Source organism: Geomonas diazotrophica, assembly GCF_019063885.1.
In the GTDB taxonomy this organism is placed as follows: Bacteria; Desulfobacterota; Desulfuromonadia; order Geobacterales; family Geobacteraceae; genus Geomonas; species Geomonas diazotrophica.
The window spans coordinates 532626-557208 of record NZ_CP077684.1 but is presented as its reverse complement, the minus strand read 5'-3'; the positions used below and the strand labels follow the sequence as shown (position 1 = coordinate 557208).

The 24583-nt window shown below is 62.6% G+C and carries 19 protein-coding genes; 14 read left to right on the top strand and 5 right to left on the bottom strand.

The window, feature by feature from the left end; translation table 11 throughout:
* The first annotated feature begins 432 nt into the window (after positions 1 to 432).
* The 5 genes from KP003_RS02425 to KP003_RS02405 all read left to right on the top strand — a co-directional run bounded on the left by KP003_RS02425 (position 433) and on the right by KP003_RS02405 (position 5454).
* The gene (locus KP003_RS02425) at positions 433 to 921 is read left to right on the top strand and encodes a hypothetical protein (RefSeq protein ID WP_216497269.1); all 489 of its coding nucleotides are present in this window, start codon (positions 433 to 435) and stop codon (positions 919 to 921) included.
* A 26-nt stretch (positions 922 to 947) separates the two neighbouring features.
* Positions 948 to 1412, top strand: coding sequence for a DUF2721 domain-containing protein (locus tag KP003_RS02420; protein WP_216497270.1), 465 nt, complete (start codon positions 948 to 950; stop codon positions 1410 to 1412).
* A 20-nt stretch (positions 1413 to 1432) separates the two neighbouring features.
* On the top strand, positions 1433 to 2221 hold the full coding sequence (locus KP003_RS02415; RefSeq protein WP_216497271.1) for an amidohydrolase family protein: 789 nt from the start codon (positions 1433 to 1435) through the stop codon (positions 2219 to 2221).
* A 161-nt stretch (positions 2222 to 2382) separates the two neighbouring features.
* Entirely contained in the window at positions 2383 to 3831 is a 1449-nt protein-coding gene (locus KP003_RS02410) for a hypothetical protein (protein WP_216790412.1), read from the top strand.
* 84 nt (positions 3832 to 3915) lie between these two features.
* A complete protein-coding gene (locus tag KP003_RS02405; protein ID WP_216497273.1) occupies positions 3916 to 5454 on the top strand; it encodes a type IV pilus assembly protein FimV in 1539 nt (512 codons plus the stop codon).
* A 47-nt stretch (positions 5455 to 5501) separates the two neighbouring features.
* Here KP003_RS02405 and KP003_RS02400 read toward each other — a convergent pair whose 3' ends face one another.
* From KP003_RS02400 to KP003_RS02390, 3 genes are all read right to left on the bottom strand, one after another.
* A complete protein-coding gene (locus tag KP003_RS02400; protein ID WP_217300251.1) occupies positions 5502 to 5984 on the bottom strand; it encodes a rubrerythrin in 483 nt (160 codons plus the stop codon).
* Between the two features lie 184 nt (positions 5985 to 6168).
* Complete coding sequence (locus tag KP003_RS02395) at positions 6169 to 6738, bottom strand: LysM peptidoglycan-binding domain-containing protein (protein ID WP_217300250.1); 570 nt, start codon at positions 6736 to 6738, stop codon at positions 6169 to 6171.
* Between the two features lies 1 nt (position 6739).
* Positions 6740 to 9112, bottom strand: coding sequence for a histone H1-like repetitive region-containing protein (locus tag KP003_RS02390; protein WP_217300680.1), 2373 nt, complete (start codon positions 9110 to 9112; stop codon positions 6740 to 6742).
* Positions 9113 to 9341: 229 nt separating this feature from the next.
* On the opposite strand from KP003_RS02390, the gene KP003_RS02385 reads away from it, so the two are divergent.
* From KP003_RS02385 to KP003_RS02345, 9 genes are all read left to right on the top strand, one after another.
* The gene (locus KP003_RS02385) at positions 9342 to 10283 is read left to right on the top strand and encodes a DMT family transporter (protein WP_217300249.1); all 942 of its coding nucleotides are present in this window, start codon (positions 9342 to 9344) and stop codon (positions 10281 to 10283) included.
* A 47-nt stretch (positions 10284 to 10330) separates the two neighbouring features.
* Positions 10331 to 10831, top strand: a complete 501-nt coding sequence (locus KP003_RS02380; RefSeq protein ID WP_216497277.1) for a MaoC family dehydratase — start codon at positions 10331 to 10333, stop codon at positions 10829 to 10831.
* Between the two features lie 67 nt (positions 10832 to 10898).
* Entirely contained in the window at positions 10899 to 11474 is a 576-nt protein-coding gene (locus tag KP003_RS02375) for an HDIG domain-containing metalloprotein (RefSeq protein WP_217300248.1), read from the top strand.
* A 231-nt stretch (positions 11475 to 11705) separates the two neighbouring features.
* Positions 11706 to 12038: a YajD family HNH nuclease gene (locus tag KP003_RS02370; RefSeq protein WP_216497279.1), complete on the top strand. Its 333-nt coding sequence runs from the start codon at positions 11706 to 11708 to the stop codon at positions 12036 to 12038.
* A gap of 213 nt (positions 12039 to 12251) precedes the next feature.
* Positions 12252 to 14195 (top strand): ABC-F family ATP-binding cassette domain-containing protein, encoded by a 1944-nt coding sequence (locus tag KP003_RS02365; protein WP_217300247.1) that lies wholly within the window; start codon positions 12252 to 12254, stop codon positions 14193 to 14195.
* 85 nt (positions 14196 to 14280) lie between these two features.
* The gene (lon, locus tag KP003_RS02360; protein WP_216497281.1) at positions 14281 to 16599 is read left to right on the top strand and encodes an endopeptidase La; all 2319 of its coding nucleotides are present in this window, start codon (positions 14281 to 14283) and stop codon (positions 16597 to 16599) included.
* A 143-nt stretch (positions 16600 to 16742) separates the two neighbouring features.
* Positions 16743 to 18233: a M16 family metallopeptidase gene (locus KP003_RS02355; RefSeq protein WP_216790405.1), complete on the top strand. Its 1491-nt coding sequence runs from the start codon at positions 16743 to 16745 to the stop codon at positions 18231 to 18233.
* 3 nt (positions 18234 to 18236) lie between these two features.
* Positions 18237 to 19745 carry a M16 family metallopeptidase gene (locus KP003_RS02350; RefSeq protein WP_217300246.1) on the top strand — a complete coding sequence of 503 codons (1509 nt, stop codon included), beginning with the start codon at positions 18237 to 18239 and terminating at the stop codon, positions 19743 to 19745.
* A gap of 9 nt (positions 19746 to 19754) precedes the next feature.
* Positions 19755 to 19865 carry an RCKP-type rubredoxin-like domain-containing protein gene (locus tag KP003_RS02345; RefSeq protein ID WP_216497284.1) on the top strand — a complete coding sequence of 37 codons (111 nt, stop codon included), beginning with the start codon at positions 19755 to 19757 and terminating at the stop codon, positions 19863 to 19865.
* 234 nt (positions 19866 to 20099) lie between these two features.
* Here the strand turns inward: KP003_RS02345 and scpB are convergent, their stop codons facing one another.
* Positions 20100 to 20879, bottom strand: coding sequence for a methylmalonyl-CoA decarboxylase (scpB, locus tag KP003_RS02340; RefSeq protein WP_216497285.1), 780 nt, complete (start codon positions 20877 to 20879; stop codon positions 20100 to 20102).
* A gap of 89 nt (positions 20880 to 20968) precedes the next feature.
* A complete protein-coding gene (locus tag KP003_RS02335; RefSeq protein ID WP_216790402.1) occupies positions 20969 to 24397 on the bottom strand; it encodes an alpha-amylase family glycosyl hydrolase in 3429 nt (1142 codons plus the stop codon).
* Positions 24398 to 24583 lie beyond the last annotated feature (186 nt).

Genomic DNA, 24583 nt, shown 5'->3' with positions numbered 1-24583 from the left:
GGGGCTGGCAAGATTAATGAAAACCGAGTGATTATAGCAGAGTTTTTTTCTCCCGCACCATAAAAAAGCATAGTGACCACGCGGCATTGTCCTGCGCCGGCGCTCCCCGCCAACCCTTTTCATCGTGTGGGCGCCCTCCACATGAGGACAAGGCGGCAACAGCGCACATGAAATGTGACGCAATTTCAGATGGTTGCCGCCGAGACCCGCCGTCCGCGCCACCGCAAAATCAGACCGCGTCGCCGTATATGCGCCCGGCGAAGCGTGCGAAAAAAGGGGAGCACTACCCACCCTTCCCGCGGGAAGAGGCGCCCCCCTCCCCATGACCGCCGTCGCGAGTATCGCCGCAAATAGCTATTTATGACGCTCAAGAATTGTGCTATGGATTCATGAGCGGCCGCCTCGGCCGGATCACCCCCGGAAGGTACCGCCATGCAGGGAATCAAAATCGACGTTACCGCGCTCAACCCCATCTACCTCGAAATGGGAGCGGCGGTCCAGGACTGCCAGCGGATCGAGCTTTACATCTCGTTCATCGTGACGCTCCTGATCGACCTGAGCGACGGCGACCTGACCGAGCAGGAATTCCTGGGCACCATGGAATCTCTGGGAGCCCAGACCTTGGGGCGCCTCATGGAGGAGATCAAGCAGAAGGTCGGCTTCACCGACCAGTCGGTGTACGCGCTCAGAAAGGCGCTCAAGGCCAGGAACTTCCTGATCCACCGTTTCTACAACGAGCGCTCCGACCTATTGCTGACCAACGAGGGGCGCGAAAAGGCGCTCCGTGAAATCCGCGCCAAGAGGGCGGAGCTCAACACTGCCAACGCCATGCTCGATCCCGTCATGAAGGACCTGATCAGGCTGAAGGGTATCGATATGGACCAGTTCAGGACGGAACTGGAACAACGATTCGAAACGTAAAGAGGATCCACAAGGAGATTTAGTAGATGCTGCGCGATTCTCAGACCATCGGCACCATGGCCCACGTCATCCAGCTCTCGGTAGCCCCCGTTTTCCTGCTCACCGCGATAGGGACCATGCTGAGCGTGATGACCAACCGCCTGGCGCGCGTCATCGACCGCGCCCGTTTCCACGAGGCGAAGCTGGAGAATGCCGCTCCCGACGCGGTCCCCCGGCTGCACGCTGCGCTCGCCGTACTGAAGCGCCGCGCCGACCTGATCGGGCACGCGATCTTTCTGTGCACCGCCACCGCAGTCCTCGTCTGCACCGTGATCGCCATGCTCTTCATAGGCGACTACCTGCGCTACGACATCTCGCTCCCGGTCGCCCTTTTGTTCATCGTCGGCATGATCCTCATGGTGTCCGGGCTGGTCTGTTTCCTGCGCGAGATCTTCATAGCCAAGGCGAGCCTCCAGATCGGCCCGAACCAGGATGTCAACCGGCGCCACTGAGGGCGCCAAGGAGGTCGCAGATGACACCCGAGCTCGCCGCCACCGTCCCCGTCTTCGACAGCCACTTCCACATCATCGACCGCCGCTTTCCCCTGGTGGAAAACCAGGGTTTCCTCCCCGACGACTTCACCTGCCGCGACTACCTGCAGCGCACCGCCGGCGTGAACCTCGCGGGCGGCGCCATCGTCTCGGGTTCGTTCCAGGCCCTGGACCAGTCCTACCTGGAGGACGCCCTCGCCACCCTGGGAACAGATTTCGTGGGCGTGACCCAGCTTCCGGTCGGGGTGAGCGACGACGAGGTGCTGCGCCTGAACGGGCTGGGCGTGCGCGCGGTGCGCTTCAACATCAAGCGCGGCGGTTCGGAAGGAATAGAGCACCTGGACCGGATGGCACGCCGGGTCCACGAACTGGCAGGGTGGCACGTGGAGCTCTACGTCGACTCCCGCGAACTCCCCGGGCTCGCCCCCATGCTGGTCGGGCTTCCCGCGGTCAGCATCGACCACCTGGGGCTCTCCGCGACCGGCCTTCCGGCCCTGCTGTCGCTGGTGGAGCGGGGTGTTCGCGTAAAAGCGACCGGCTTCGGCAGGGTCGACTTCGACGTGGCCGGTGCCCTCCGGGACATCTGCCGCGCCAACCCCAACGCCCTCATGTTCGGCACCGACCTCCCCTCCACCCGCGCCCCCCGCCCCTACCGCGACGATGACCTGCGTCTCATACTGGACACGCTCGACCTGGATCTCGCCCGTAAAGTTCTTTGCCGAAATGCCATTGAGTTTTACCGCCCTGCGTCCAGCCACACCCTAGACTAATGAGCACTTCTTTACCATATTAGTCCAAAATAATTTTGACGTTTGTAGCTTTTTATATTAAAAACAAACGGCGTCCTACACTTCAGGTTCAGGCGGTACCGCTACATCCAATTTATTACAGATACGATCTACTCTCCTCATTCACAGGTGATAGGTATTCAATGGCTGAGATCTTCTTCATAGCCAGTGATGAACGTGCACTCGATCTTATCGAGAGCCTGCGCATCCAGTCTCCGAAAAGCCTTACCTTCGAGACGGACCTCCCCAGTGCCATCAGGAGGTTGCCCAAGGAGCACCCGCACTACGTTTTCATCCAGAGCAGCCTCGATGGCATTCCCGGAGAGGAGATCGCCACCCAGGCCAGGGCGCTGATCGCTGACCCTTCCGTGCAGTTGGTCCTGCTCGAGGAAGACGAGTCGTCCGGACGCTCCCCTGCAGGGTTTGTTCGCTCCTTCAGCCTCAACCTCCCCACCGCACGCCTGAGCGAAGAGGTGATGCAGCTGCTGACGACGGAAACAATTTCCGGGGCGCCTTCCAGCGCCCCTGCCGATCTTTCCGATCTCTCCGACCTTGCCGACCTCCCCGACCTTTTCACGCTGGATGACACCGCCGAATTCGAGATCCCTGACTTCGACGATGCCGGGTTCGAACCGCACCTCGCCCCCTTGTGGCCGGACCAGCCGGAAGCCGTGACAGAAAAGGGAGCGGCGCTGGATCAGCCTGCGGCCAAAGAGTTTGAAGCCCTTCACAGCGAGGAGATCGGCTTCTTCGTGTCCGAGCCGTCGTCCCTTCGGCTCTCGCAGCAGGAGCCCGCACCTACTGCGCCGGTCATCCCGGGCACCCCGGTTGCCCGGGTCGCGCCGGAGGCTCAAAAAGAGCCCGCGCAAGCAGTGCCGGAGGTCCCGACTGCCCAGGAGCCGCCCCAGACGGGAAAGGCGGCGCCCCCCCCTCGTAAGCCCTTGTACCCTACCCCCGACCAGATCTACCGGAAGCCGCCTGAACTATGCGGAGACGCGCCGGAAGAAGGTGACGCTGCACCCGTCTCCGGCGCTGTGACCGGCAGCAACAGGCGCAACCTGGCGAGCGTTGCCGTGCTCGGGATAGTGGTCGCTTTGGGCGTCGTCTTCTGGCAGCGCTCGAAACCGGAACCGGTGCCGCCCACGCCGCGCCCGGCACCGGCCCCGGCGGCCGTGGCGCCCGCCCCCCCTGCGCCCGCTCCCGCACCGGCCACGGAACAGGCGGAAAGCAAGCTGCCCGGTTTCGTCCCCAAGGTTCCCGCCGACGCGGCCTATGCTGCGGCTCATCCGGGGTGGGAGCTCTACCGCGGAGACCGGAAGCAGTTCAGGATCTACCGGGAACAGGGGAAGGTCAGGGCCATCCAGGTGCTGGCCGAAGGGGACGGCGACCTCAACGAGAACCTGCCGGGAAGCTTCTTCAAGGAGGCGACCGGGGGGGACCTTCCCGGTAAAGCCGGGGCAAGGGAGCAGGACGGCCTGGCCATCGAGACCAGGAAGGCCAAGGACGGCGCCGAGATCGCGATCTACCGCGAGAAGGCCAACAGGCGCATCCGGGGGCTCGTGTTGCAGCTCCCGGACAAGGGGCAAAAATGAGGCACCACCACGACAATCCACAGTTGATTTCAGTTTCAGTCATGCCGTCGCATACCGCGTCAGCCAATTTTTCCGGGAGTTTGCATGCTGGTTAGTCTCGACAAGAAGCAACTGGGCCTGGCCCTGATCCTGCTGGGCGCTTTTCCGTTAACCTCTCATTCCATCGACAAGAAGTTCGAGATTGAACCAGCCGCCCTGGCCAAGAAGTACCCCATGCCGGCTCCCGCCCCGAAAACGAAGCCGGTCCCCAAAGCCACGGGGACGGTGGCCTACAAGGTAAAGCGCGGAGACTTCCTGTACCGGGTGCTGGCCAGGGAATACGGCATCACGGGCGACCGGGCCGACGCGGTGGCCCGCAGGGTCCAGGCCGCCAATCATCTCACGGACATCCGCAGACTGCGGGTGGGCGCGACGCTCCTGATCCCCATCGATGCGACCGAGCAGGTCGCCAGGCCGAAGCCGCGCCGCGCCGTCAAGGTCGCAGCCGCCAAACCGGGCAGGATCGCACCGCCCGCGGTAAAGGGCGCCACCATGATGTTCTTCAAGGCCCCCGCGACGCAACCGGCGGTGCCGCAGGCTTCGGTATCCAGCACCGGGGGGGTGCAGGACGCGGCGCAGGTCTGGCCGCAACTGGTCCCGAACGCCCCCTCCAGCAAGGCCCAGCTCGATTATCTCTCCAGCGCGTTCTCGCTCTCGCTCGACCCGGAGCGCTACCCGGTGCTGGCAGCCCAGGACGGCGGCGCCATCCTCGTAGATGCCGGCGCCACGCTCCCGCCGCTGGTGAAGTCGCTGCTCCAGGAGAAAAACCCGCAGTTGAGCGTGGTTTCCGAGCGTCCCGACAATCCCCGCGCCTTCTACCGCGCCCTGCTGACCGCCGCCCGGTTCTATTCCTTTGAGGAGGACTTCCTGGTTGACTTCGGCACCGACTGCAAGGTCACCGTCCAAGCCGACTTCAAGATAGAGAAGAGCCAGGACAGCCTGCTGCGCCAGGACATCACCCTGCTCAAGGTCCCCGGCAAGCGCCCCGCCACCCCGCAGGCGCTGGTCCGTCTCCTCAGCACGCACGGCTTCAAGCTGGTGGAGACCCCCTCGACCGCCCCCATCATCACCGGAAGGCCTGATGACAGCGTGCTGTACCAGATCCCCGAGAAGGACCCGAGGGGAATCGCGGACGCGCTCCTGGAAGCGCTCGGGATCCGGTTCCAGGCCGACAAGAGCATCGACCTCTACGCGGGCGACAACAACGGCGTCCGGCTCGAGATCCCCGTGTACCGCTACTTCGAGAAGAACGGCAGGCGTTACGTGCTGGCACGTTTCCAAGGGGATCCGCTCGGCGACTCGCTCACGAACCTCCTGGAGGGCAAGGGTTACCAAGTCATCGCGGTCCAGGATCACGACGACCTGCAAAGCCTGTCCGACAAGTTGCTGAACCGGCTTGATATTGCCGGACGCTACGGCGACCAGGAGCTGTGGTCGCTTTGGGAGAAGGGATACGGGGTGCGCATGCCCGGCGTGATGCTCAACGACGCGAAGGGGGGCAGGATCTTCATCACGGATCGCAAGGTCGATCCGCTGGTGCAGGAGCTGGCAAAATTAAACGGCTACCGGCAGGAAACCCGGTAGCCGTTCGGAGACGACCTCAACACGTTGCGCATATCTAAGCGGCCGGGCTAGTCCCGGCCGAGCTGTTTGTAGGCGTTTTGCAAAAGTTCCATCTGGTCACGGTTCATGATCGCCAGGAACCACTTCTGGTACGACTCGGTGAACTGCACCACCTTTTCCATAGTGATGCGATCCAGGGTGCGTTCCAGGTCCATGGCAAGCTGAAGGGCCTCCCGTACCTCGGGGGGCTCTTGCCTTACCAGCTCCAGCGAGGCGCGGACCTTGGCGAGTACCTCTTCGGCCTCCGTCAACTCCAGATGCACCCCTTCTATCACGTCGTCCAACGCCAGCTTCCCGACCAGGGCCATGAGCCTGGCCCGGTTTTCCCGCTCCAGGGCGCTCTTCAACCAGATGTAAAAGATCTCCCGCTCGTCCTTGAAGAGGTTGGCGAAGTAGTGGTAGAGCTCGGCGCAGGCAAATTCCGCCTTCTCGCACACCCCAAGGACCTGGCCGGCACCTGCCGCAACTCGAAACGCTATCGCGTCTTGCATCTCAAACCCCTCCTATTCAAAAACAACAACAAATACATACCGTTACACAACAATCTACCACGTCCCGCCCGAGTCACAACTCTAGCGGCAGGATCTGTGATGGAGCTTGGTGCTTCAGCAACAGGTACCCCGCGAAGTTGCGGTGTCTGGTGTGGGTCTGGAAGGGGGCGGAAGAGGCGGCTATTTACTCCCCGGACAGGTGCAGAAAACAGTCCGCGCGGTACAGGGAGGCATCCGCGGCGAACCTGGAATGAGGAAACTTGCGCAAAAAGTCGTTTAAACGGGCCAGCGCCTCGCGGTAGTCATGCTCGAGGTAGGCGCGCTGCGCCCCCTGGAACAGCTCCTGTTCGCCCGGCTTGGCCGGTGCCCTCTCGAGGGAGGCGGCCTTTTTCGGGACCGCCGCTCGGCGAACGGCATGGCTATTTTTCGTTTTAGTCTCTCCTGACTGTCCCGGAGGTACCGGGACCAGCAGCTTGTCACCGGGATGGATCAGGTCCGGGTTCTTTATCCTGTTGAAGACGAGCATCTCGGGGAAGTAGTCGGACACCCCGATGTGCTTCCGGGAGAGCTTGGCAAGCGTGTCGCCTCGTTTCACCGTCACCGTCCGGACCAGGACCCCGTCCTTCGGTGATGCCGGTGCCTCTGCGCCGCTCGCCTCCTTGGGAGTGTAGAGCAGCATCTCTTCCGCATGCCCGGCGGTGCCGCAGGCAAGCAGGACGAGACTGCCGAGGGTGACGATGATGCGTTTTGCCATCTCAGTACCTGTTCCCGAGGAGATCCTGGTAAGTCAGCGAATTCTTCATCTGCACGCTGGTGCCGACGGCGATACCCGGTTTCACCCGATAGGTTACCTTGATGTTCCGCTTCTCGCCAGCGCCGAGCTCGTCGAAGCGCCAGACGTACACCCCGTTGTCGAACCTGCTGAAGGAAGGATCTGCCGCAACCAGTTCGAGCTGCGCCGGGAGGGCGCTCTGCAGGGTAACCTGCTTGGCCATGTTGGAACCGCGGTTGACGCAATTGAGTTCCAGCGATGAGACCTCGCCCGGCTTCAGCTTCCCGCCGCGGGCGGCGAGGCTCAACTCAAGCACCGGCCGGGAGTAGGCCAGTTGCAGGTTTACGGCCGCGGAGCGATCGGGTGCATTCTCGGACTCGAACCGGACCGAAGCGGAAGCAGCGGCACCGTCGGCCGCGCTTGCCGGGGTCTCGATCTCGAAGATGACATAAGCTTCTTCCTTGGGGGAGAGCGGTCCGACATGGTTGATGATCGGTTCGCTGCTCTGCCGTTTGCCATCCCGGTTCACGTCCTCGTAGAACTTATACGTGGAGTTGGCAGGCGCGCTCGCCCTGATGGAGAAGACTTCCCTGACGTTGCCGGTGTTGGTGACGATGAGCGGGACCGATACGGTCTGCCCCGGGATCACCACCACTTTTCCGGCGCCGGTCCTCGCGGTCACGCCGCTCACCCTCTGGACAACAGTGGTGGCAGATACGAAGGACTCCCTCTTGTCGAGTTCACCGTTCAGGATGTCGGCCCCGACCATCAGCTCCTGGTCTGCCAGCGCCTCATCCTTGAGGCGGAAGGTGACGTTGACGTCGTGGCTCTCGCCTGACTTCAGCCTCATGCCGTCCATGACCAGGGCGCCCGCCTCCTGTTTGGCTCCGGAAGGCAGACCGACCGGCTCGTACTGCGGCGGGTAGTTGAGCCGGAAGGTCACACCGCGAGCTGGAGCGCTGCCTATGTTGAGCAGGGAAATGCGGTAGGAGACCTTCTCGCCCGGTAACAGCTTGGTCTTATCCGTCTTCACCACGCCCCTGAGCAGCGGCGCCGAGGTTGCCAAGGCGATCTCCCTTGTCTGGGAAGCCTCTTTCGCAAAGGCGGAGGTGACCTTGACCGGGTAGCTGTTCTTCTGCCCGTCGATATTGCCGCGCGGGATGGTGCCTACGGCAAGCGCCCTGAACTTCTCACCAACGGCAAGAGTCGGAGTTTTAGTAATGGCAACATCCGGGTTGGCGGCAGCGGCAAAATGGAAGCCGTACTCCGGCGGGAAACCGGACTCCAGGGAGAAACTGTCGCTGCCGTTGCCGGCGTTGACGATCACTAGCGGGATCGCGAACGGCTTGCCCGCCTCCAAGCTCTCGGCGGCAGGCCCGAGTTCGACATTGACGTCGGCAAACTGGGCCACTTCGATTTCGAAAACCTGGGTTACCTCGCCTGGCGCGGCAGTCGTGCCCGTGCCCTTGATGGCCGGGTACTGGATGCCCATCTGCAGCAGTTTTGCCGATGCGTTGGACGCGGCCGAAGTGCCGGGGTAACGGTCGATGACATCCTTGTAGCCTGCGATCGCCTTCTTACGAAGAGCGGCCGACTTCCCCTTTTCCGCAGCCGGCTTTTTGGCTTTGGCAACCTTCTTCGCCTCGGCCTTCTGAGCAGCAGCCTTTTCAGCAGCAGCCTTTTCAGCAGCAGCCTTCTCAGCAGCAGCCTTCTCAGCAGCAGCCTTCTCGGCAGCGGCCTTCTCGGCAGCGGCCTTCTCGGCAGCGACCTTCTCGGCAGCAGCCTTCTCGGCAGCAGCCTTCTCGGCAGCGACCTTCTCGGCAGCAGCCTTCTCGGCAGCGACCTTCTCGGCGGCGGCTTTTTCGGCAGCCCTGTCTATCGCAGGCTGCGCAGCGGCTTTCGGCGCTGTGGCGATGGGCTGACCCTTCTGGTATTTATCAGCGAGTTGGAGCAGTTCGTCCTCCACGGTCGCTTTCAGCGGGCTCTCGGGATAGTCGTGGAGGAACTGAGCCATGTATTTACCGGCTTCGGCGTTGTTGCCAACCTTGTAGTTGGCCCTGGCAAGCCAGAAAATCGCCATATCCTTGAGGGGCGTATCCGGATACTTCTTGAGCAGCCCCGACATGTTGTCGATCGCGGCTTTATAGTCTCTTTTCTGATAGGCATTGAACCCGGTGATGAAGATCTGAGAATCGTCAGAATCGAGAGAAAAGGCGGGCGCGGGCATAAGAAGCGCTATGAGAAGCAGGACCGCTGGAATTTTCGAGAATGAGGCACGGAAAATCTTGTAAAGATGCACGTGATAAACCTTTCCGGGCATAAGGTATAAAGCGTTGAACGTGTCGGAAAGTATCATCATAGACAACTATTGTCAACGCAGAATGCCCCGGCCCCGAATCCCCGTCAAACCTGTGTTTGCAGTACTTTGTGGACGTTTACAGGAAGGAGGCGAAGAGGGACTCCGGACGAGACGAGAGGTCGCCAGGAAGCTGCGGCTTGAATCGTTTTCACTTTACCTGCAAGACGATTTCAGCTACAGAGATCTAGCCGAGCCATGGCAGGCACAACTCATCAATCGAGTACCAATGACACGTCTTATTCTCATCGGCATCTGTTCCGCCCTCTTCTTCAGCAGCACCTTCGTGCTCAACCGCGCCATGAGCCTGCAGGGCGGACACTGGATCTGGACAGCAAGCCTGCGTTATTTCTACATGTTCTTCATGCTGAGCCTCTGGCTGGTACTCGCCGGGAAGGCGCGCCTGCTCAAGGGCATCTTCTCGGCCTTCCGGAGCAACTGGTGCTTTTGGACCATGGCCGGCAGCATCGGGTTTGGCGTGTTCTATGCGCTGCTCACCTTCAGCTCGTCCTTCGCCCCCGGTTGGGTCGTAGCGACCACCTGGCAAGCGACCATCCTCGCGACGCCGCTGGTGCTGCTGCTGTTCGGCAAGCGTGTACCGATGCGGGGGATCGTATTCACGGCCTTGATCTTCATCGGCATCGTCCTGGTGACCTGCGAACAGGCGTCAGCGGCATCGATCCGGGAGACGCTACTCGGCGTGCTCCCCGTGCTGGTGGCGGCCTTCGCCTACCCGCTGGGGAACCAGTTGATCTGGGAGGCGCGCCACGGGAAGATCGCCAAGTTCCCGGAAAGCAGCGCGGCCGTTCTCGACGACAGCGTCGCCCGGGTGCTGATCATGGTGCTCGGATCGATCCCGTTCTGGATCGTGCTGACGCTTTTCGTTCAGCCGCCGCCCCCATCGGGAGGGCAGTTGATCAACACCGCCGTGGTCGCCGTCCTCTCCGGCGTCATAGCCACCACCCTCTTCTACAAGGCGCGCCATCTGGCGAAGACGCCTTTCGAGCTCTCCGCCGTCGACGCCACCCAATCCACCGAGGTGATCTTCTCCCTGTTGGGAGAGATCCTGTTCCTCGGCGGAGCCTGGCCGGGCGCAGCCGGGATGGTCGGCATAACGCTTTCGCTGGTCGGGCTGGTGCTCTATGTCAGGTCACAGACGTCGGCGGATTGAAACAAGCGGCGCACGCCGCTCCTACTACCAAGAAACCGGAGGTCGAGATGGCAATCAAGGAAGGTTGGCGCGGCAGGTTCTTCGAGGATTTTGAGGTAGGTGACATCTACCCCCACCCGCTGGGGCGCACCATCACCAAGACGGACAACATCTGGTTCACGCTGCTTACCCAGAACACGGCGCCGATCCACTTCGACCAGCACTACTCGGCGCAGACCGAGTTCGGAAAGCCGCTGGTCGATTCAACCCTCACCCTGGCCATCGTCACCGGCCAGAGCGTCACCGACATTTCCCAGAACGTCTTCGCCAACCTCGGTTGGGACGAAGTCATCCTACCCAACCCGCTCTTCGAGGGAGACACCCTCTATTCACAGTCCGAGGTGCTGGCCAAGAGAGAGTCGAAGTCGCGCCCGAACCTCGGCATCGTAACGGTCAAGACCACCGGTTTCACCCAAAACGGCGACATCGTCATCAGCTTCAAACGGACGCTGATGGTGTACAAAAAGGGGCACGAACCCAAGATCGCCCGGCTGGAGCCAAAGGCTTAGCTAATTGACATCGTTGGCATTTTTGACTACGATCCGACGCTGAACAAATCATGAGGGAGGCACGTTTATGAGTAGCAAACCGACCAGGGAAGCGGCCTGGAAACTGATCGAGGAATACCTGCCCAGCGACCAGATGAGAAGGCACTCCCTCGCGGTGGAAGCGGTGATGCGCCACATGGCGAAGAAGTACGGCGAGGATGAAGAGATGTGGGGCGTGATCGGCCTCGCGCACGACATCGACTACGAGCGCCACCCCGAAGCACACTGCCACAAGGCGCCGGAGATTCTCAAAAACGCGGGATGGCCCGAGGAGTACATAAGGGCCGTCGTTTCCCACGGCTGGGGGATCTGCAGCGACGTCGAACCACAGACGAACCTCGAGAAGACCCTCTTCACCATTGACGAGCTGACCGGGCTCGTGGCGGCCTCAGCGCTGGTGCGCCCGTCGAAGAGCATCCTGGATCTTCCGGTGAAGAGCGTGACCAAGAAGTGGAAGGACAAGGCCTTCGCCGCCGGCGCCGACCGCTCCATCATTGAGAAGGGAGCCGCCATGATGGGAGTCGAGCTGAACGAACTGATCGCCGACACCATAGAAGGGATGAAGACCGAGGCCGAGACCATCGGGCTCAAGGGGAATCTGTAGCAACAGCAGGATGTACAGCGCCTCTGCCCATACGTCCCCGCCCCCGGAGGGGGACAGGGAGGGGGACCTCGAACGGTACCTGTAGGGGCGAATAATCATTCGCCCGCCTTCCCGCCTCCCGGTGCTCTCGCCCGAACAATCGCCGGGGCCAGTGAGCAGGGCAAATAATTATTTGCCCCTACAGCATCGCGAGGAAACCTGTACAATCCACACCTGAAAGGAGGATCACCCATGTCCGCATTCCGCCCCCGCGGTCCCAGGAACGTGACGCCCAAAAGCGCCGAGGAGATCGACGAACTGGTGCGCAAGATGCGCGGGGAGCAGCAGCGCCCCGAGAACTACCGGGAAAAGTCGCTCAAGCTTCATGGCTGGATCTGCGCCAAGTGCGGGCGCGAGTTCGAGCTCGCCAACCTGCACCTTTTGACCGTTCACCACAAGGACGGCAACCACAACTACAACCCGCCCGACGGCAGCAACTGGGAAAACCTCTGTGTCTACTGCCACGACGACGAGCACAGCCGCACCATCCTGGCGGATTACCTGGAGGGGAAGGACAAGAAATGAACAGGGACAGGGATGAAGCGGATAAAGGGTTACGTCAAAGAGGATTCAGTAGTCTTTGCCTTTATCCCTTGTATCCCTTTCATCCCTGTTAGCCTTTATCCCTTGCCCCCCCTTCATCCCTGTTTGACAAAATCCCGCCGCTAATCCTACAATGCGCCGTTAATCTCCGGGCCCCACCCGCCTGTCATTCGCCCCAAAGGAAGGAAACACCAAATGCTGCACCTGAAGAAACTCTCCAAGGATTTCGCTGGCAAACCGCTTTTCACCGAGATCAACTGGCACCTGAAAAAGGGCGAGCGCGTGGGCCTCGTCGGCGAAAACGGCGCCGGCAAGTCCACCCTCATGCGCATCATCGCGGGCGAGGTCGAAAGCAGCAGCGGCGAGATCCAGATCACCCGCGGCGGGACGGTCGGCTACCTGCCGCAGGACGGCATCGTCGCCAAGGGACAGCCCCTCTTCGCCGAGGTGATGACCGCGCTGTCCGAGCTGCAGGATATCGAGAGAGAGATCGCGGAGTTGACGGCCCGCCTGGAACGCGAGCCCCACGACGCGCCGGGGCACGACCAGCTCCTGGACCGCTTCGGCCACCTCCAGGAGGAGTTCCGCCTCAAGGGGGGGTACGCCATGGAGAGCGAGGTGGGGAACGTCCTCACCGGCCTCGGCTTCTCTCCGGCTGACTGGGAGAAGGAATGCGGCGAGTTCTCCGGCGGCTGGCAGATGCGCATCGCGCTCGCCAAGCTGCTCCTCAAGAAACCGAACGTCCTGCTGCTGGACGAGCCGACCAACCACCTGGACATCGAGGCGCGCAACTGGCTGGAAGGGTACCTGCAGGGCTACCCCTACTCGGTCATGCTGGTTTCCCACGACCGCTTCTTCCTGGACCAGGTCTGCTCCCGGATCGCAGAGGTCTGGAACCACGCCATCACCGACTACCACTGCAACTACAGCAACTACCTGGTGCAGCGCGAGGAGCGGGTCTCCGCCCTGCGCGAGGCCAAGCGGCGCCAGGACGAGGAAGTGGAGAAGATGGAGGATTTCATCTCCCGCTTCCGCTACAAGGCCGACAAGGCCGCCATGGTGCAGTCGCGCATCAAGCAGCTGGAGAAGATCGAGCGCATCGTGCTCCCCCCCGAGCGCAAGAAGATCCATTTCCGCTTCCCCACGCCCCCCAAAAGCGGCAAGACCGTGATGGAGCTCTCCGGAGTGGTCAAGGCCTACGGCAGCAACGTGGTGCTGAACCAGGTGGATCTGACGGTGGAGAGCGGCGAGAGGATCGCCCTCGTGGGGCATAACGGCGCGGGGAAATCTACCTTGATGCGCGTGCTGGCCAACGCCGACGTCACCTCCGGCGCGGTCAAGGACGGCCACAACGTCATCAAGGACTACTTCGCCCAGGACCAGGCCCAGGAGCTGGATGCCTCCCACTCGGTCTACGACGAACTGTTCGCCGACGCCCCCTACGACATGGTGCCCCAGCTGCGCGACATCCTCGGGGCCTTCCTCTTCTCCGGAGACGACATCCACAAGAAGGTCGGTGTCCTCTCCGGCGGCGAGAGAAACCGTCTCGCGCTGGCGAAGCTTTTGCTGCGCCCCGCCAACCTGCTTTTGATGGACGAGCCTACCAACCACCTCGACCTGTTCAGCAAGGACGTGCTCCTCGAGGCGCTCAAGCACTTCGGCGGCACCGTGGTCTTCGTCTCCCACGACCGACACTTCATCGATGGACTGGCCACCCGCGTGGTCGAGGTCGGCGGCGGCAAGCTGGAGAGCTTCTACGGCGACTACGAGTACTACCTGGAAAAAACCGCCGGAGCTGCCGGGGCACCGGGGCAGGACGGCCTGGGGCGGCTCACCCCCGCGAAGGGGGAGGATAAGCCGGCGGCGCCGGTAGAGGAGCAACCCGATCAGCGCCTGTCCCGCCAGCAACAGCGCGAGATGGACAAGCAACGCCAGAAGGAGGAGCGGGCCCGGGAACGCAAGCTGGCGGAGATCGAAGAAAAGATCGGGGCGAAGGAAGGGGAACTGGCCAAACTGGAGGAGGAAATGGCCGAGCCCGAGTTCTTTGCCGACCACGAGGCGGCTCGCGTTGCCGGCGAGCGCCACGCTCAGCTCAGCTCCGAAATCGCCGCGCTGTACGAAGCATGGGAGGCTATCTAAACAGGCAGTTCACGGTTGACAGGGGGCGCTTCTCCAGTAATCTTTAACAATTCGCGCCCTCAACCAAGTATCTGGAAATACTGCCATGACAGAGAATATCACCATCAACATGCCGGAGATCGTCCCGCTGTATCCCCTGCGGGAGATCATTGCTTTCCCCTACATGGTCTTCACTATCTTCCTGAAACAGGAAGATATGCCCCCCTTCGAGGAGGCGGTGCTCTTCAACAATCTGGTGGCCCTGGTGAAGCTGAAACAGGAGCCGACCGGCGAGTTGTTCTCTGCGCTGCACGAGATCGGGACCCTGTGCAAGGTGGTGCAGATCAACAAGCTCGCCGGCGGCGGCGCCAAGGTGGTCCTCGAAGGCGTGATCCGGGTCCGGTTGCTGGCCATCGTGCAGCAGACCCCGGTGGCGCTGTCGCGCCTCGAGCCGGTTCGCGAGTTCGCCGAGAAGTCCATGGTCTCGGAGGCGCTGGTCGGCAGCCTCAACGCCCTTTTGAAAATCGCCCTCTCCTACGGCCGTCCCCTTCCCGACGACGTGATGAAGATGATTGACTTCATCGACAACCCCGCGCGCCTCTCAGACCTGGTGGCGCTCTACCTGAACCTTCCCATCGACGAGCTGCAAAAGCTCCTGGAAACCATCGATCCGCTGGAGCGGCTGAAGAAGGTCTACATGCACCTGACCAACGAGGTGCAGCGGCTGCAGATCAAGGGAGAGGTGCAGGCCGAGGTCACCAAGAAGGTCGGCAAAAGCCAGAAGGAATTCCTGCTGCGCGAGCAGATGAAGCAGATCCAGGAGGAGCTCGGCGAGGAGGATTCGCGCCAGGGCGAGACCAACGAGCTCAGGAGCAAGATCGAGAGCGCCAACATGCCGGAGGACGTGCGCAAGATCGCCGAGAAGGAGATGAGGCGGCTGGAGCGGATCAACCCCGCCTCCCCCGAGTACACGGTCTCCCGCACCTACCTCGACTACCTGACCACGATCCCCTGGCAGAACAGCACCCCGGACAACAAGGACATCAATCAGGCCGAGGCGGTGCTCAACGAGGACCACTACGACCTGAAGAAGGTGAAGGAGAGGATCCTCGAATACCTGGCGGTGCGGACCCTGAAGGACAAGATGAAGGGGCCGATCCTCTGCTTCGTCGGCCCCCCCGGGGTCGGCAAGACCAGCCTGGGCAAGTCCATCGCCCGTACCCTCGGGCGCAAGTTCATCCGCATCTCGCTCGGGGGGATGCGTGACGAGGCTGAGATCCGCGGGCACCGGCGCACCTACATCGGCGCCCTCCCCGGCCGCATCATCCAGGAGATCAACCGCGCCGGCTCCAACAATCCCGTCTTCATGCTGGACGAGGTGGACAAGATCGGCGCCGACTTCCGCGGCGACCCGGCCAGCGCCCTTTTGGAGGTGCTGGACCCGGAGCAGAACTTCTCCTTCACCGACCACTACCTCGACGTCCCCTTCGACCTGACCAACGTGATGTTCATCACCACGGCCAACCAGCTCGACCCGATCCCGGCCCCCTTGAAGGACCGCATGGAGGTGATCACCCTCTCCGGCTACACCGACGAAGAGAAGCTGAACATCGCCAAGAAGTACCTGATCGCCCGCGAAGTCGAGGAGAACGGGCTGGCCAACATGGTCCCGGAATTCACCGACGAGGCGATCTACCGGGTCACCCACGATTACACCCGGGAGGCAGGCGTCAGGAACCTGCAGCGCAGCATCGCCTCCATCTGCCGCAAGATCGCCAAGGAGGTTGCCCAGGAGAAGCCGCTGCGCACGCTGGTCGACCCCGCCACGGTGGCCGAGCTCCTCGGCCCCCCCAAGTTCTTCGACGAGGTCGCCTCCGAGAAGGACCGGATCGGAGTCGCCACCGGGCTCGCCTGGACCGAGAGCGGCGGCGACATCATCTTCGTGGAAGCAACCAAGATGAAAGGGAAGGAGGACCTGATCCTCACCGGGTCGCTGGGCGAGGTCATGAAGGAGTCCGCCCGCGCCGCCCTCTCCTTCGTCAAGGCCAACTGCATCGAGCTCGGCATCGAGAAGAAGGCGTTCGACGACACCACGCTGCACATCCACGTCCCCGCCGGAAGCATCCCGAAGGACGGCCCTTCCGCCGGGATCACCATGGCCACCACCATCGTGTCGCTCTTCTCCGGCCGTCCGGCCAGGCGCGATGTCGCCATGACCGGCGAGATGAGCCTGACCGGCCGGGTGCTCGCCATCGGCGGGCTGAAAGAAAAGGTGCTCGCGGCGCGGCGCGCCGGGGTGAAAAAGGTGCTGGCTCCGGCCAAGAACAAGAAGGACCTGGACGACATCCCGGAAAACGTGAAAGAGGAGCTGCAGTTCTTCTTCGTCGAGGATATCCGCGAGGTGTTCGCGCAGGCCCTGAAGTAGGCGTACCGCCAGGTTTCGCACTCCCCCCAATCCCGCGGGAGCACCTCCCGCGGGATTTCCTGTCTCTTAGCCCCTTGCGCTTCAAAAGGACAAATGTTATCTTTTTTCTCGCTTCACATTAAAACCACCAAGCCGAGGTAGTCATGAAGTCAGTAACAAGATGCGTGGTCGCCCTTGTCATCCTCGTCAACGCCGCCACCTGCTTTGGTCAGGGGCTTGCCGAGCGTGTGCAGGAGCACACCCTGAAAAACGGGATGAAGCTTTTGATGGTAGAACGGCACAACTCCCCCACCGTGGCGGCCTGGATCCGCTTCAAGGTGGGGAGCGTGGACGAACGAAGCGACGAGCGGGGCCTCGCCCACCTCCTGGAGCACATGCTCTTCAAGGGGACCAAGACCCTGGGGACCAGGAACTACGCCGCAGAGAAACCGATCCTGGACAAGATCGAGGCCACCGCCCAGCAGCTGATGGCCGAGAAGGTCAAGCGGGAGCAGGCGGATCCGAAACTGGTCGAAAAACTGACCGCGGAACTGGCCGGGCTGGAGAAGGAGGCCGAGAAGTACGTGGTCAAGGAGGAGTTCGCCGACATCTACTCACGTAACGGCGGCTCCGGCTACAACGCCTTCACCAGCAAGGACGGCACCACCTACCTGATCAACATCCCGGCCAACAAGCTGGAGCTCTGGGCGGCCATCGAGTCGGACCGGATGCAGAACGCGGTGCTCAGGGAGTTCTACACGGAGAGAAACGTGGTGATGGAGGAGCGGCGCCGCTCCTATGACGCGGAACCGGAAGGAAAGCTCTGGGAAACCTTCCTCGCCGACGCCTTCAACGCGCACCCCAACGGCCAGCCCACCATCGGCTGGATGTCGGACATCGAGAACCTGACCCGGACCAAGGCGGAGAACTTCCTGCACAAGTACTACGCCCCCAACAACGCCATCGTGGCCATCGTCGGGGACATCGACCCCAAGCAGACTGTCGCCCTGGTCGAGAAATACTTCGGCGAGATCAAACCGGGGACCCCGGTGCCGCCGGTGGCGGTCACCGAGCCCGAGCAGGGGGGCGAGAAGCGAACCGAGGTGATCGGCGACGCCGAGCCCGAGCTGATGATCGGCTACCACAAGCCCACCCTCCCCGCGCCCGACGACTACGTCTTCGACGTGATCGACATGCTGCTCACCAACGGCCGCACCTCCCGGCTCTACAAGAAGCTCGTCCTGGAGCAGAAGCTGGTCACCTCGGTCTCCTCCTTCGGGGCGCCGGGAAGCCGCTACCCGAACCTCTTCATCATCAACGCGACGCCGCGCGCGCCGCACACGGCGGCCGAAGTGGAGCAGGCGATCTACCAGGAACTGGAGCGCCTGAAGACCGAGCCGATGACCCGCGAGGAGCTGCAGCAGATCCTGAACCAGCTCGAGTTCGAGGAGTCCCGCCAGATGGCCTCCAACGGCGGCCTGGCCCGCAACCTCACCGAGTACGAGGCGATCGCGGGAACCTGGCGCTACCTGATCGAGCACCGCCAGAAGGTGGCCAAGATCACGCCCGAGGATGTGATGCGCGTGGCCAAGCAGTACTTCACGCGCCAGAACCGCAACGTCGGCTACCTCACCAAGGCTGAAGGGGGACAGTAAGTAATGATTTCGATCTGCAATCGCTTGTTCAGCAAGACAACCCTGGCCCGCCTGGCCACCTTCGGTTTCCTGTTCGCTTTCGCCATACCCGAAGCCAACGCCTTCAGGTCCAGTGCCATAGCAACCGCCAAGCTCGACGCGATCTCGGGGGTGCAGGCGGCCGCGCCGGCGAACCCGCGCACCATGACCTTTCCGCCGCTCAAGTTCCAGTTCCCCAAGACCGAGCGCGTGCAGCTTAAAAACGGCATGGTGGTCTATCTGCTTCAGGACCGCGAGCTCCCGATAGTGAACCTGACCAGCTACCTGAACGTCGGCAGCCTCTACGAGCCCGACGCCAAGGTGGGACTCGCGGGGCTGACCGGCGCCACCCTAAGAAGCGGCGGCACCCTGAAGACCGCCCCCGAGAAGCTGGACCGGGAACTCGAATTCATGGCCTCGTCGATCGAGTCGAGCATGAACGCCGACAACGCCACAGTCTCATTCTCCACGCTCTCCAAAAACCTGGACCGCACCCTCGAGCTCTATGCCGAAGTGGTCAGGGAGCCGGCCTTCGATCCGGGCCGTTTCGAGCTGGCCAAAAGCCACGCCATCGAAGGGATCAGGCGCCAGAACGACGACCCGAAAGGGGTGGCGGGGCGCGAGCTGACCCGCGCCATCTATGCCGGCCATCCGCTGGGGCGCATCCCGACCGTCGCCACCGTGAACGCCATCACCCGCGATGACCTCGTCGCCTTCCACAAGCGCTACTTCTACCCTGCCAACATGATCCTGGCGGTGTCCGGCGACTTCGACAAAGGCCAGCTCCTCAAGAACCTCGAGAGGCTCTTCGGCGACTGGCCCAACCAGAGCGCCCCCTTCCCGGTGGTGTCCCCCCCCAGCGAGGAGATGACCCCGGCGGTGCTGCACGTGCAGAAAGAGGTGAACCAGTCGGTGATCCGCATGGGGCACCTGGGGATCGACAAGAACAACCCGGACCTCTACGCCATCAAGGTGATGGATTACATCCTGGGCGGCGGCTTCACCTCGCGGCTCACCCAGGAGATCCGCTCCAACCAGGGGCTCGCCTACAACGTCGACGCCTACTTCGATCCGGGGCGGCGCTTCAAGGGGCCCTTCATTGCCGAGACCGAGACCAAGGTGGAGTCGACCGCGCGCACCATCAAGCTCCTGGAGTCGATCATCACCGGCATGACCCAGGCCGAGGTTTCCGAGGCCGAGCTGCAGCTCGCCAAGGAGTCCATCATCAACTCCTTCATCTTCGCCTTCGAGCGGAGCAGCGCGGTGGCGGCCCAGCAGGCCCGCCTGGAATTCTACGGCTACCCCAAGGGATACCTGGAAAACTACCGCGACAACATCGCCCGCGTCACCCGGGCCGACGTGCTGCGGGTGGCGAAAAAATACCTCCGTCCCGACGCGATGAAACTCGTGGTGGTGGGGGATGAGAAAAAGTTCGACCAGCCGCTTTCCGTCTTCGGAAAGGTGCAGGAAATCAAGCTGAACAACAACAAATAGGAGGTAGTTATGGCGACGTGGAAGTGCAAGAGCTGTGGGTACACCAAGGAAGGTCGCTGCAAGCCCCAGAAGTGCCCGCAGTGCCAGGAGAAGGGGAACTTCGAGAAGGCTGAGGAATAACAGGGGCGGGCGAATGATTATTCGCCCCTACAGGTGCACGTTGAAAAGCCCGGCCGGGTCAAACGGTCGGGCTTTTTTCTATCCTCAACGCCATTACCCTCTCCTCCGGGAGAGGGTGGCCGAAGGCCGGGTGAGGGGATCGCCACGCAGGGAGGATTCGCCTGGTGCAACCCTCACTCCTCCCTCTCCCGGGGGGAGAGGGAGTAACACCGGTCAAGCCTGGAGGACAGCGGGCTAGTCGCCCGTGAAGGCCGGCGGGCGCTTCTCGAGGAAGGCTTTGATCCCTTCCGCGTAATCCTTGCTGTCGTAGACGGTGCGCCGAAGTCCCTGCACCCGCTCGAAGGTGAGCGGCGAGAGCGGGTGGGCGCTGGCCAGGAGCCGGATCTGCTCCTTGATCACCCCGATCGAGAGCGGGCTGTTCTTGGTGATCTTGTGGGCCATGTTGTAGGTGAATTCTTCGAGCTGATCGGCCTCGACCAGGTGGTTCAAAAGGCCCGCCTTGCTCGCCTGCTCCGCCGAGAGCGGCTCCGCCGTGAAGAACATCTCCTTGGCGAAATTGACCCCCATGATGTTCATGAAATGCAGGATCCCCGATACGTTGTAGGGGACGCCGATCTTCGCCGGCGTCATGCAGAACGAGGAACTGGGGCAGCCGATAAGGATGTCACAGGAAAGGGCAAGATCGCAGGCGCCCCCCCAGACGCTCCCCTCGATCATGGCGATGACCGGGATGGGGAGGCTCTGGATAGAGCGCAGCACGGTCACCAGCGGATCGTGGTATGAGAGCGGGTCGCGCCCCGGCAGCGGCAGTTCGTGCACGTCGTGCCCGGCCGACCAGACCTTCGACCCCTTGGGGGCCCGGATCACCAGCACCCTCATCCTCCCCTTCTGCAAGGCGCCGATCGACTGCAGCATCTCGTCGATGAGCGCGCCGCTGAGCATGTTGCGGTGCTCGGGATCGTTGAAGGTGATGGTCCCTACGTTGTCCTGCAGTGCCGTATTGATGACCGCCATTGCTCTCCCCTCTCTTTCATGATGCGATAGATAAGGTCGCTCCGGATGATCAAGCGCCAGCTCTGATTCTAACAGGTAACGCGGAAAAATCAGAAGCCGGTCTGCAAAACGCTCATTAGCTGGTCGAGCCGGTATCCGGCAGCCTCCGCGCCTTCCTTCATGAGCGTTGCCAGGGCCTTACCGGGCAGCTCGCCCCCTTTTTCGCCCCCGGCCTTTTCGCCCCCGGCCTTTTCGGCCTCGGCTTCAGTCGGCTCCGCGTACGACTCCACCCGTGCCAGCCAGTCCACCAGCAGCTCGAAGCGCTCCTTGTTGAACCACTGCGCGCCGCCGCTTTCATGCAGGAAGAGGAAGCGGGCCGCCGGCACATCAGAAAAGAGGGCGGCACAGCAGCGGGTCAACCCGACGGCGCGGCAGTTGGAGAAGAACGACTCATGCTGCAGCAGGAGCCTGAGCAGCTTTCCGAAGCTGTGCGGCGGCAGGTCGATCACCTGCTCGGGGTCCGCCGGGGGGAGCCCCTGGAAGAGCTGCACCGCCGGGTGCACCAGCCCCAGGTCCTCGAAGAGCTGCGCGCTCTCCCCCTCTTTCAGGCTGCCGGTCCGGTGCAGCGCCAGGAAGGCGCAGAAGAGGAGCCGCTCCGCAGGAAGGAGCTCCCCCTCCTCGACCGATTGCAGGCCCCGCAGGAACTCGGCGCCAAAGGTCGTCAGCAGGGCGCGCTGCGCCTTTTCCGGGGCCTCCGGCGCCAACGCCTTGTAGAAGGAGGCGAGCAGCGGCTCGAGCGGCGCGATGCAGGCCTGCGGCGTGATTCCCGGCTCCTGCAGCACCACGGCGGCCTTGGACAGGAACAGCCTCAGTGCCTCGTGAAGGGGTGCGTAGCGCACCTTCTTGACCTCGTCATCAAGGTTCTCGACCCCGGCGCCCTTGAGCCGGTAGCAAAGCGCGCCCCAGGTGCCGTAATCGTCGTCGTAGATCTCCCGGAAGTCGAGGAAGGCGTGGTACTCGTAGGCCCCCATCTCGACGAAGAGCCCCTGGTCGCAAAGGTCGCGGCCGTTTCTCAGGTAGGAAAGACCGGTGGCGTAGTCGCGGAAGCTGTAGTAGTGGCGCCCGTCCCCCTTGAAGCCGAGCGACTCCCCCAGGGTCGTTTGCGCCAGGGTGTTCCCCCCCGATGCGTTTTTCCTCAGGACCGCGCAGGAACTGCGGATCCAGCCGGCGGTGGTGGCGTAGGCGTTGTGGAACAGGATCAGGCCGCGTTCGCCGTCATTGCGGTTGGAATAGGCGAAGACGTTTTCGTTGACGCTCTGCCCGGCGTAGAAGTCGTACAGGGTGAACTGCTCGCTCCCCGAGAAGATGTGGCGCCGGCGCATGAGCGGGAAGATGTCGCTCTCGTGGCGGGCCACCAGGTGCTGATCCACCGGTTCGTCCCAGTAGGCGCGCCGGTACTCCATGCCGTACTTCTCGTGGAACCCCTCGACCTGACCGTGGCCGAACATGGGGAGACCGGGCATGGTGACCAGGAGCACGGTGGCGCCGAAGTATTTCCCCTCCTTGCCGAACTGCTCCACAGCGGTGCGCTCGTCAGGGTTGTTCATGAAGTTAACGAAACGCTTCAGGATCTCCGGCTCGAACTCGAGCACGTTCTTCAACGTCTGCCGGTACTTGGCGTTTTCCTCCATCTTCAGCATGTTCATGAAGGCCGAGTTGTAGACGCGGTGCATGCCGAGGGTCCTGACGAAGTACCCTTCCATGAGCCAGAAGGCCTCGGCCAGAAGCAGGGTGTCCGGCGCCTCCACCGCCACCCGGTCCACCACCTCGCGCCAGAACTCGGCGGGGAAGACCTCGTCGAAGCTGGCGCGGTCCATGCCGTGCTCGGCGCGCGAGGGAACCCCGGAGCCTTGGCCCGGCAGCGGGTACCAAAGTCGCTGGTAGTGCTTCTTGGCAAGTGTCATGGCCGCGTCGAACCGGATGATCGGGAACTGGCGCGCCACGTGGAGGATGGTGCCGATCACCGCCTCGCGCACAGCGGGGATCAGGTAGTTCAATTGAGCCGTGTCGTTCCAAGGGGTGGAGGTGCCGTCGTTGCCGTGGTAGATGTAGCGCACCCGGCCGTTGCCGCGGTCCAGGTGCTTGAAGACCACGGCGGCATCCCGCTTGTCCCAGTAGCCGTCCTCGATGAAAAGGCCGACGCGCCCGTCGGGAGAGAGATCGGGACCGTTGAACTGGTAGTCGGGGTACGGCGGGTAGTCGAGCTGGATGAACCAGTCCGGGTGCTCGACGGTCCACTTGGAGTAGAGGCCGGTATGGTTGGGGACCATGTCGCTCGCGAGACGGATGCCGCGGGCGGCGCAGCGCCGCCGCAGGTTGTCCAGCGCCAGGTCGCCCCCCAGGTCGTGGGCGATCACGTAGTCGTAGAGCGAGTAGGCGGAGGAGATCGCCTCCTGGTTGCCGGCGATGCGCTTGATCTGCTGCGAAGCGGGGGAGCGCTCCCAAATGCCGATCAGCCAGAGCGCGCTGAAGCCGAAGCCGGCCAGGCGGTCCAGCTCGGCGTCCGGGATCTGGTCCAGGGTCCTCACCTCGGTCTGGTAGGTCTTGGCAAGCTGCCCGAGCCAGACGTACACCATCTTGGCGATCATGACCACGTTGGCCATCCAATCAGCGTCCAGGGAGAAGCGCTCGTACTCGGGGTAGTCCTCGCCGCCGCGGGCTCCCCGGCCGAAGCGGAGCACCTTGGGCTCGCCCGGGCCGCCGAAGAAGGCGCGCCCCTCCTGTGAGACGATGTCCAGCGCGGTGACCAGCTCCGTCAATAGCTCCGGCGGGAGGAGGGAGGCCCAGTGCTCCCTTATGTAGGCGATCTGCCCGGCAAGCGAGTCGGGGGCGGCCTTCATCGGAGCCCGCAGCAGCTCCGGAAGCGAAATCCCGATCGGCTCGAAGGGGGGGGCCTGGGCCAGGCGCCGGTCCAGCTCGGAGGTCACCTTGAGGTAGGGGGAAGATTCCGCCAGTTGCGAGGCGTCGAAGAGCCGGCGGAACTGGTCCAGGGCCCGGTTCTCCCCGTTGAGCATCATGAGCAGCAGTTCCGCCGAGAGCGCCTGGCGGCGTGCCAGCTCCTCGTCGTCACCGGCCAGGAACCCTTGCGGCGTGTCGTTGCCCAGCACCATCTGCTGCGACGGGAACAGCTCCAGGAAACGCTGCAGCGCGCTCCCCGCATCCCCGCCGAAGTCGGGATACCCCGCCTGGGCCACGAGCGCTGCCAGCACGCCGGGCTGCTGGTTGGCGCAGTACTGCCCCATCACGTAACGGTAGACCCGGCTCAGGATGGAATAAAGATGCAACAACCCCGGCATTATGGCGGCCTCGTGCGGTGCCAGCTGCTTGTTCAGCTTGCCGGCCACCCGGCGCGCGTAGATGATGCCAGGCACGTCTCCCAGCTCCTCGAGCATACTGCGCAGGGCGATCCGATCGCCGCAAGCGGCAGAGATCTGGATCTGAAACGGGAAATAGTCGGAGTTAATAAATCTCTGCTTCATCAAGCACCTCGTCAGCCCTATTGTAGTGGTGGACCGCTCCCGGGCCGGGCGGCACAGTCAGATATGATACAATGGAATCGCCCCACTGTCTTTAAAAAAAATATTATTAAACAAGGTCAATCACAACGGTTCCCCCTACCCGCCCAGGGCATTTGGCCTTGACACAGTTGCCGATTTCACCTAAAC

What these genes read in the sequence shown, in the direction of transcription:
- KP003_RS02385 (WP_217300249.1), top strand. Translation starts at nt 9,342, where the DNA reads ATGACACGTCTTATTCTCATCGGCATCTGTTCCGCCCTCTTCTTCAGC.
- KP003_RS02355 (WP_216790405.1), top strand. Translation starts at nt 16,743, where the DNA reads ATGAAGTCAGTAACAAGATGCGTGGTCGCCCTTGTCATCCTCGTCAAC.
- KP003_RS02400 (WP_217300251.1), bottom strand. Translation starts at nt 5,984, where the DNA reads ATGCAAGACGCGATAGCGTTTCGAGTTGCGGCAGGTGCCGGCCAGGTC.
- KP003_RS02395 (WP_217300250.1), bottom strand. Translation starts at nt 6,738, where the DNA reads ATGGCAAAACGCATCATCGTCACCCTCGGCAGTCTCGTCCTGCTTGCC.
- KP003_RS02420 (WP_216497270.1), top strand. Translation starts at nt 948, where the DNA reads ATGCTGCGCGATTCTCAGACCATCGGCACCATGGCCCACGTCATCCAG.
- scpB (WP_216497285.1), bottom strand. Translation starts at nt 20,879, where the DNA reads ATGGCGGTCATCAATACGGCACTGCAGGACAACGTAGGGACCATCACC.
- KP003_RS02350 (WP_217300246.1), top strand. Translation starts at nt 18,237, where the DNA reads ATGATTTCGATCTGCAATCGCTTGTTCAGCAAGACAACCCTGGCCCGC.
- KP003_RS02375 (WP_217300248.1), top strand. Translation starts at nt 10,899, where the DNA reads ATGAGTAGCAAACCGACCAGGGAAGCGGCCTGGAAACTGATCGAGGAA.
- KP003_RS02425 (WP_216497269.1), top strand. Translation starts at nt 433, where the DNA reads ATGCAGGGAATCAAAATCGACGTTACCGCGCTCAACCCCATCTACCTC.
- KP003_RS02380 (WP_216497277.1), top strand. Translation starts at nt 10,331, where the DNA reads ATGGCAATCAAGGAAGGTTGGCGCGGCAGGTTCTTCGAGGATTTTGAG.
- KP003_RS02370 (WP_216497279.1), top strand. Translation starts at nt 11,706, where the DNA reads ATGTCCGCATTCCGCCCCCGCGGTCCCAGGAACGTGACGCCCAAAAGC.
- KP003_RS02365 (WP_217300247.1), top strand. Translation starts at nt 12,252, where the DNA reads ATGCTGCACCTGAAGAAACTCTCCAAGGATTTCGCTGGCAAACCGCTT.
- KP003_RS02335 (WP_216790402.1), bottom strand. Translation starts at nt 24,397, where the DNA reads ATGAAGCAGAGATTTATTAACTCCGACTATTTCCCGTTTCAGATCCAG.
- lon (WP_216497281.1), top strand. Translation starts at nt 14,281, where the DNA reads ATGACAGAGAATATCACCATCAACATGCCGGAGATCGTCCCGCTGTAT.
- KP003_RS02345 (WP_216497284.1), top strand. Translation starts at nt 19,755, where the DNA reads ATGGCGACGTGGAAGTGCAAGAGCTGTGGGTACACCAAGGAAGGTCGC.
- KP003_RS02390 (WP_217300680.1), bottom strand. Translation starts at nt 9,112, where the DNA reads ATGATACTTTCCGACACGTTCAACGCTTTATACCTTATGCCCGGAAAG.
- KP003_RS02415 (WP_216497271.1), top strand. Translation starts at nt 1,433, where the DNA reads ATGACACCCGAGCTCGCCGCCACCGTCCCCGTCTTCGACAGCCACTTC.
- KP003_RS02405 (WP_216497273.1), top strand. Translation starts at nt 3,916, where the DNA reads ATGCTGGTTAGTCTCGACAAGAAGCAACTGGGCCTGGCCCTGATCCTG.
- KP003_RS02410 (WP_216790412.1), top strand. Translation starts at nt 2,383, where the DNA reads ATGGCTGAGATCTTCTTCATAGCCAGTGATGAACGTGCACTCGATCTT.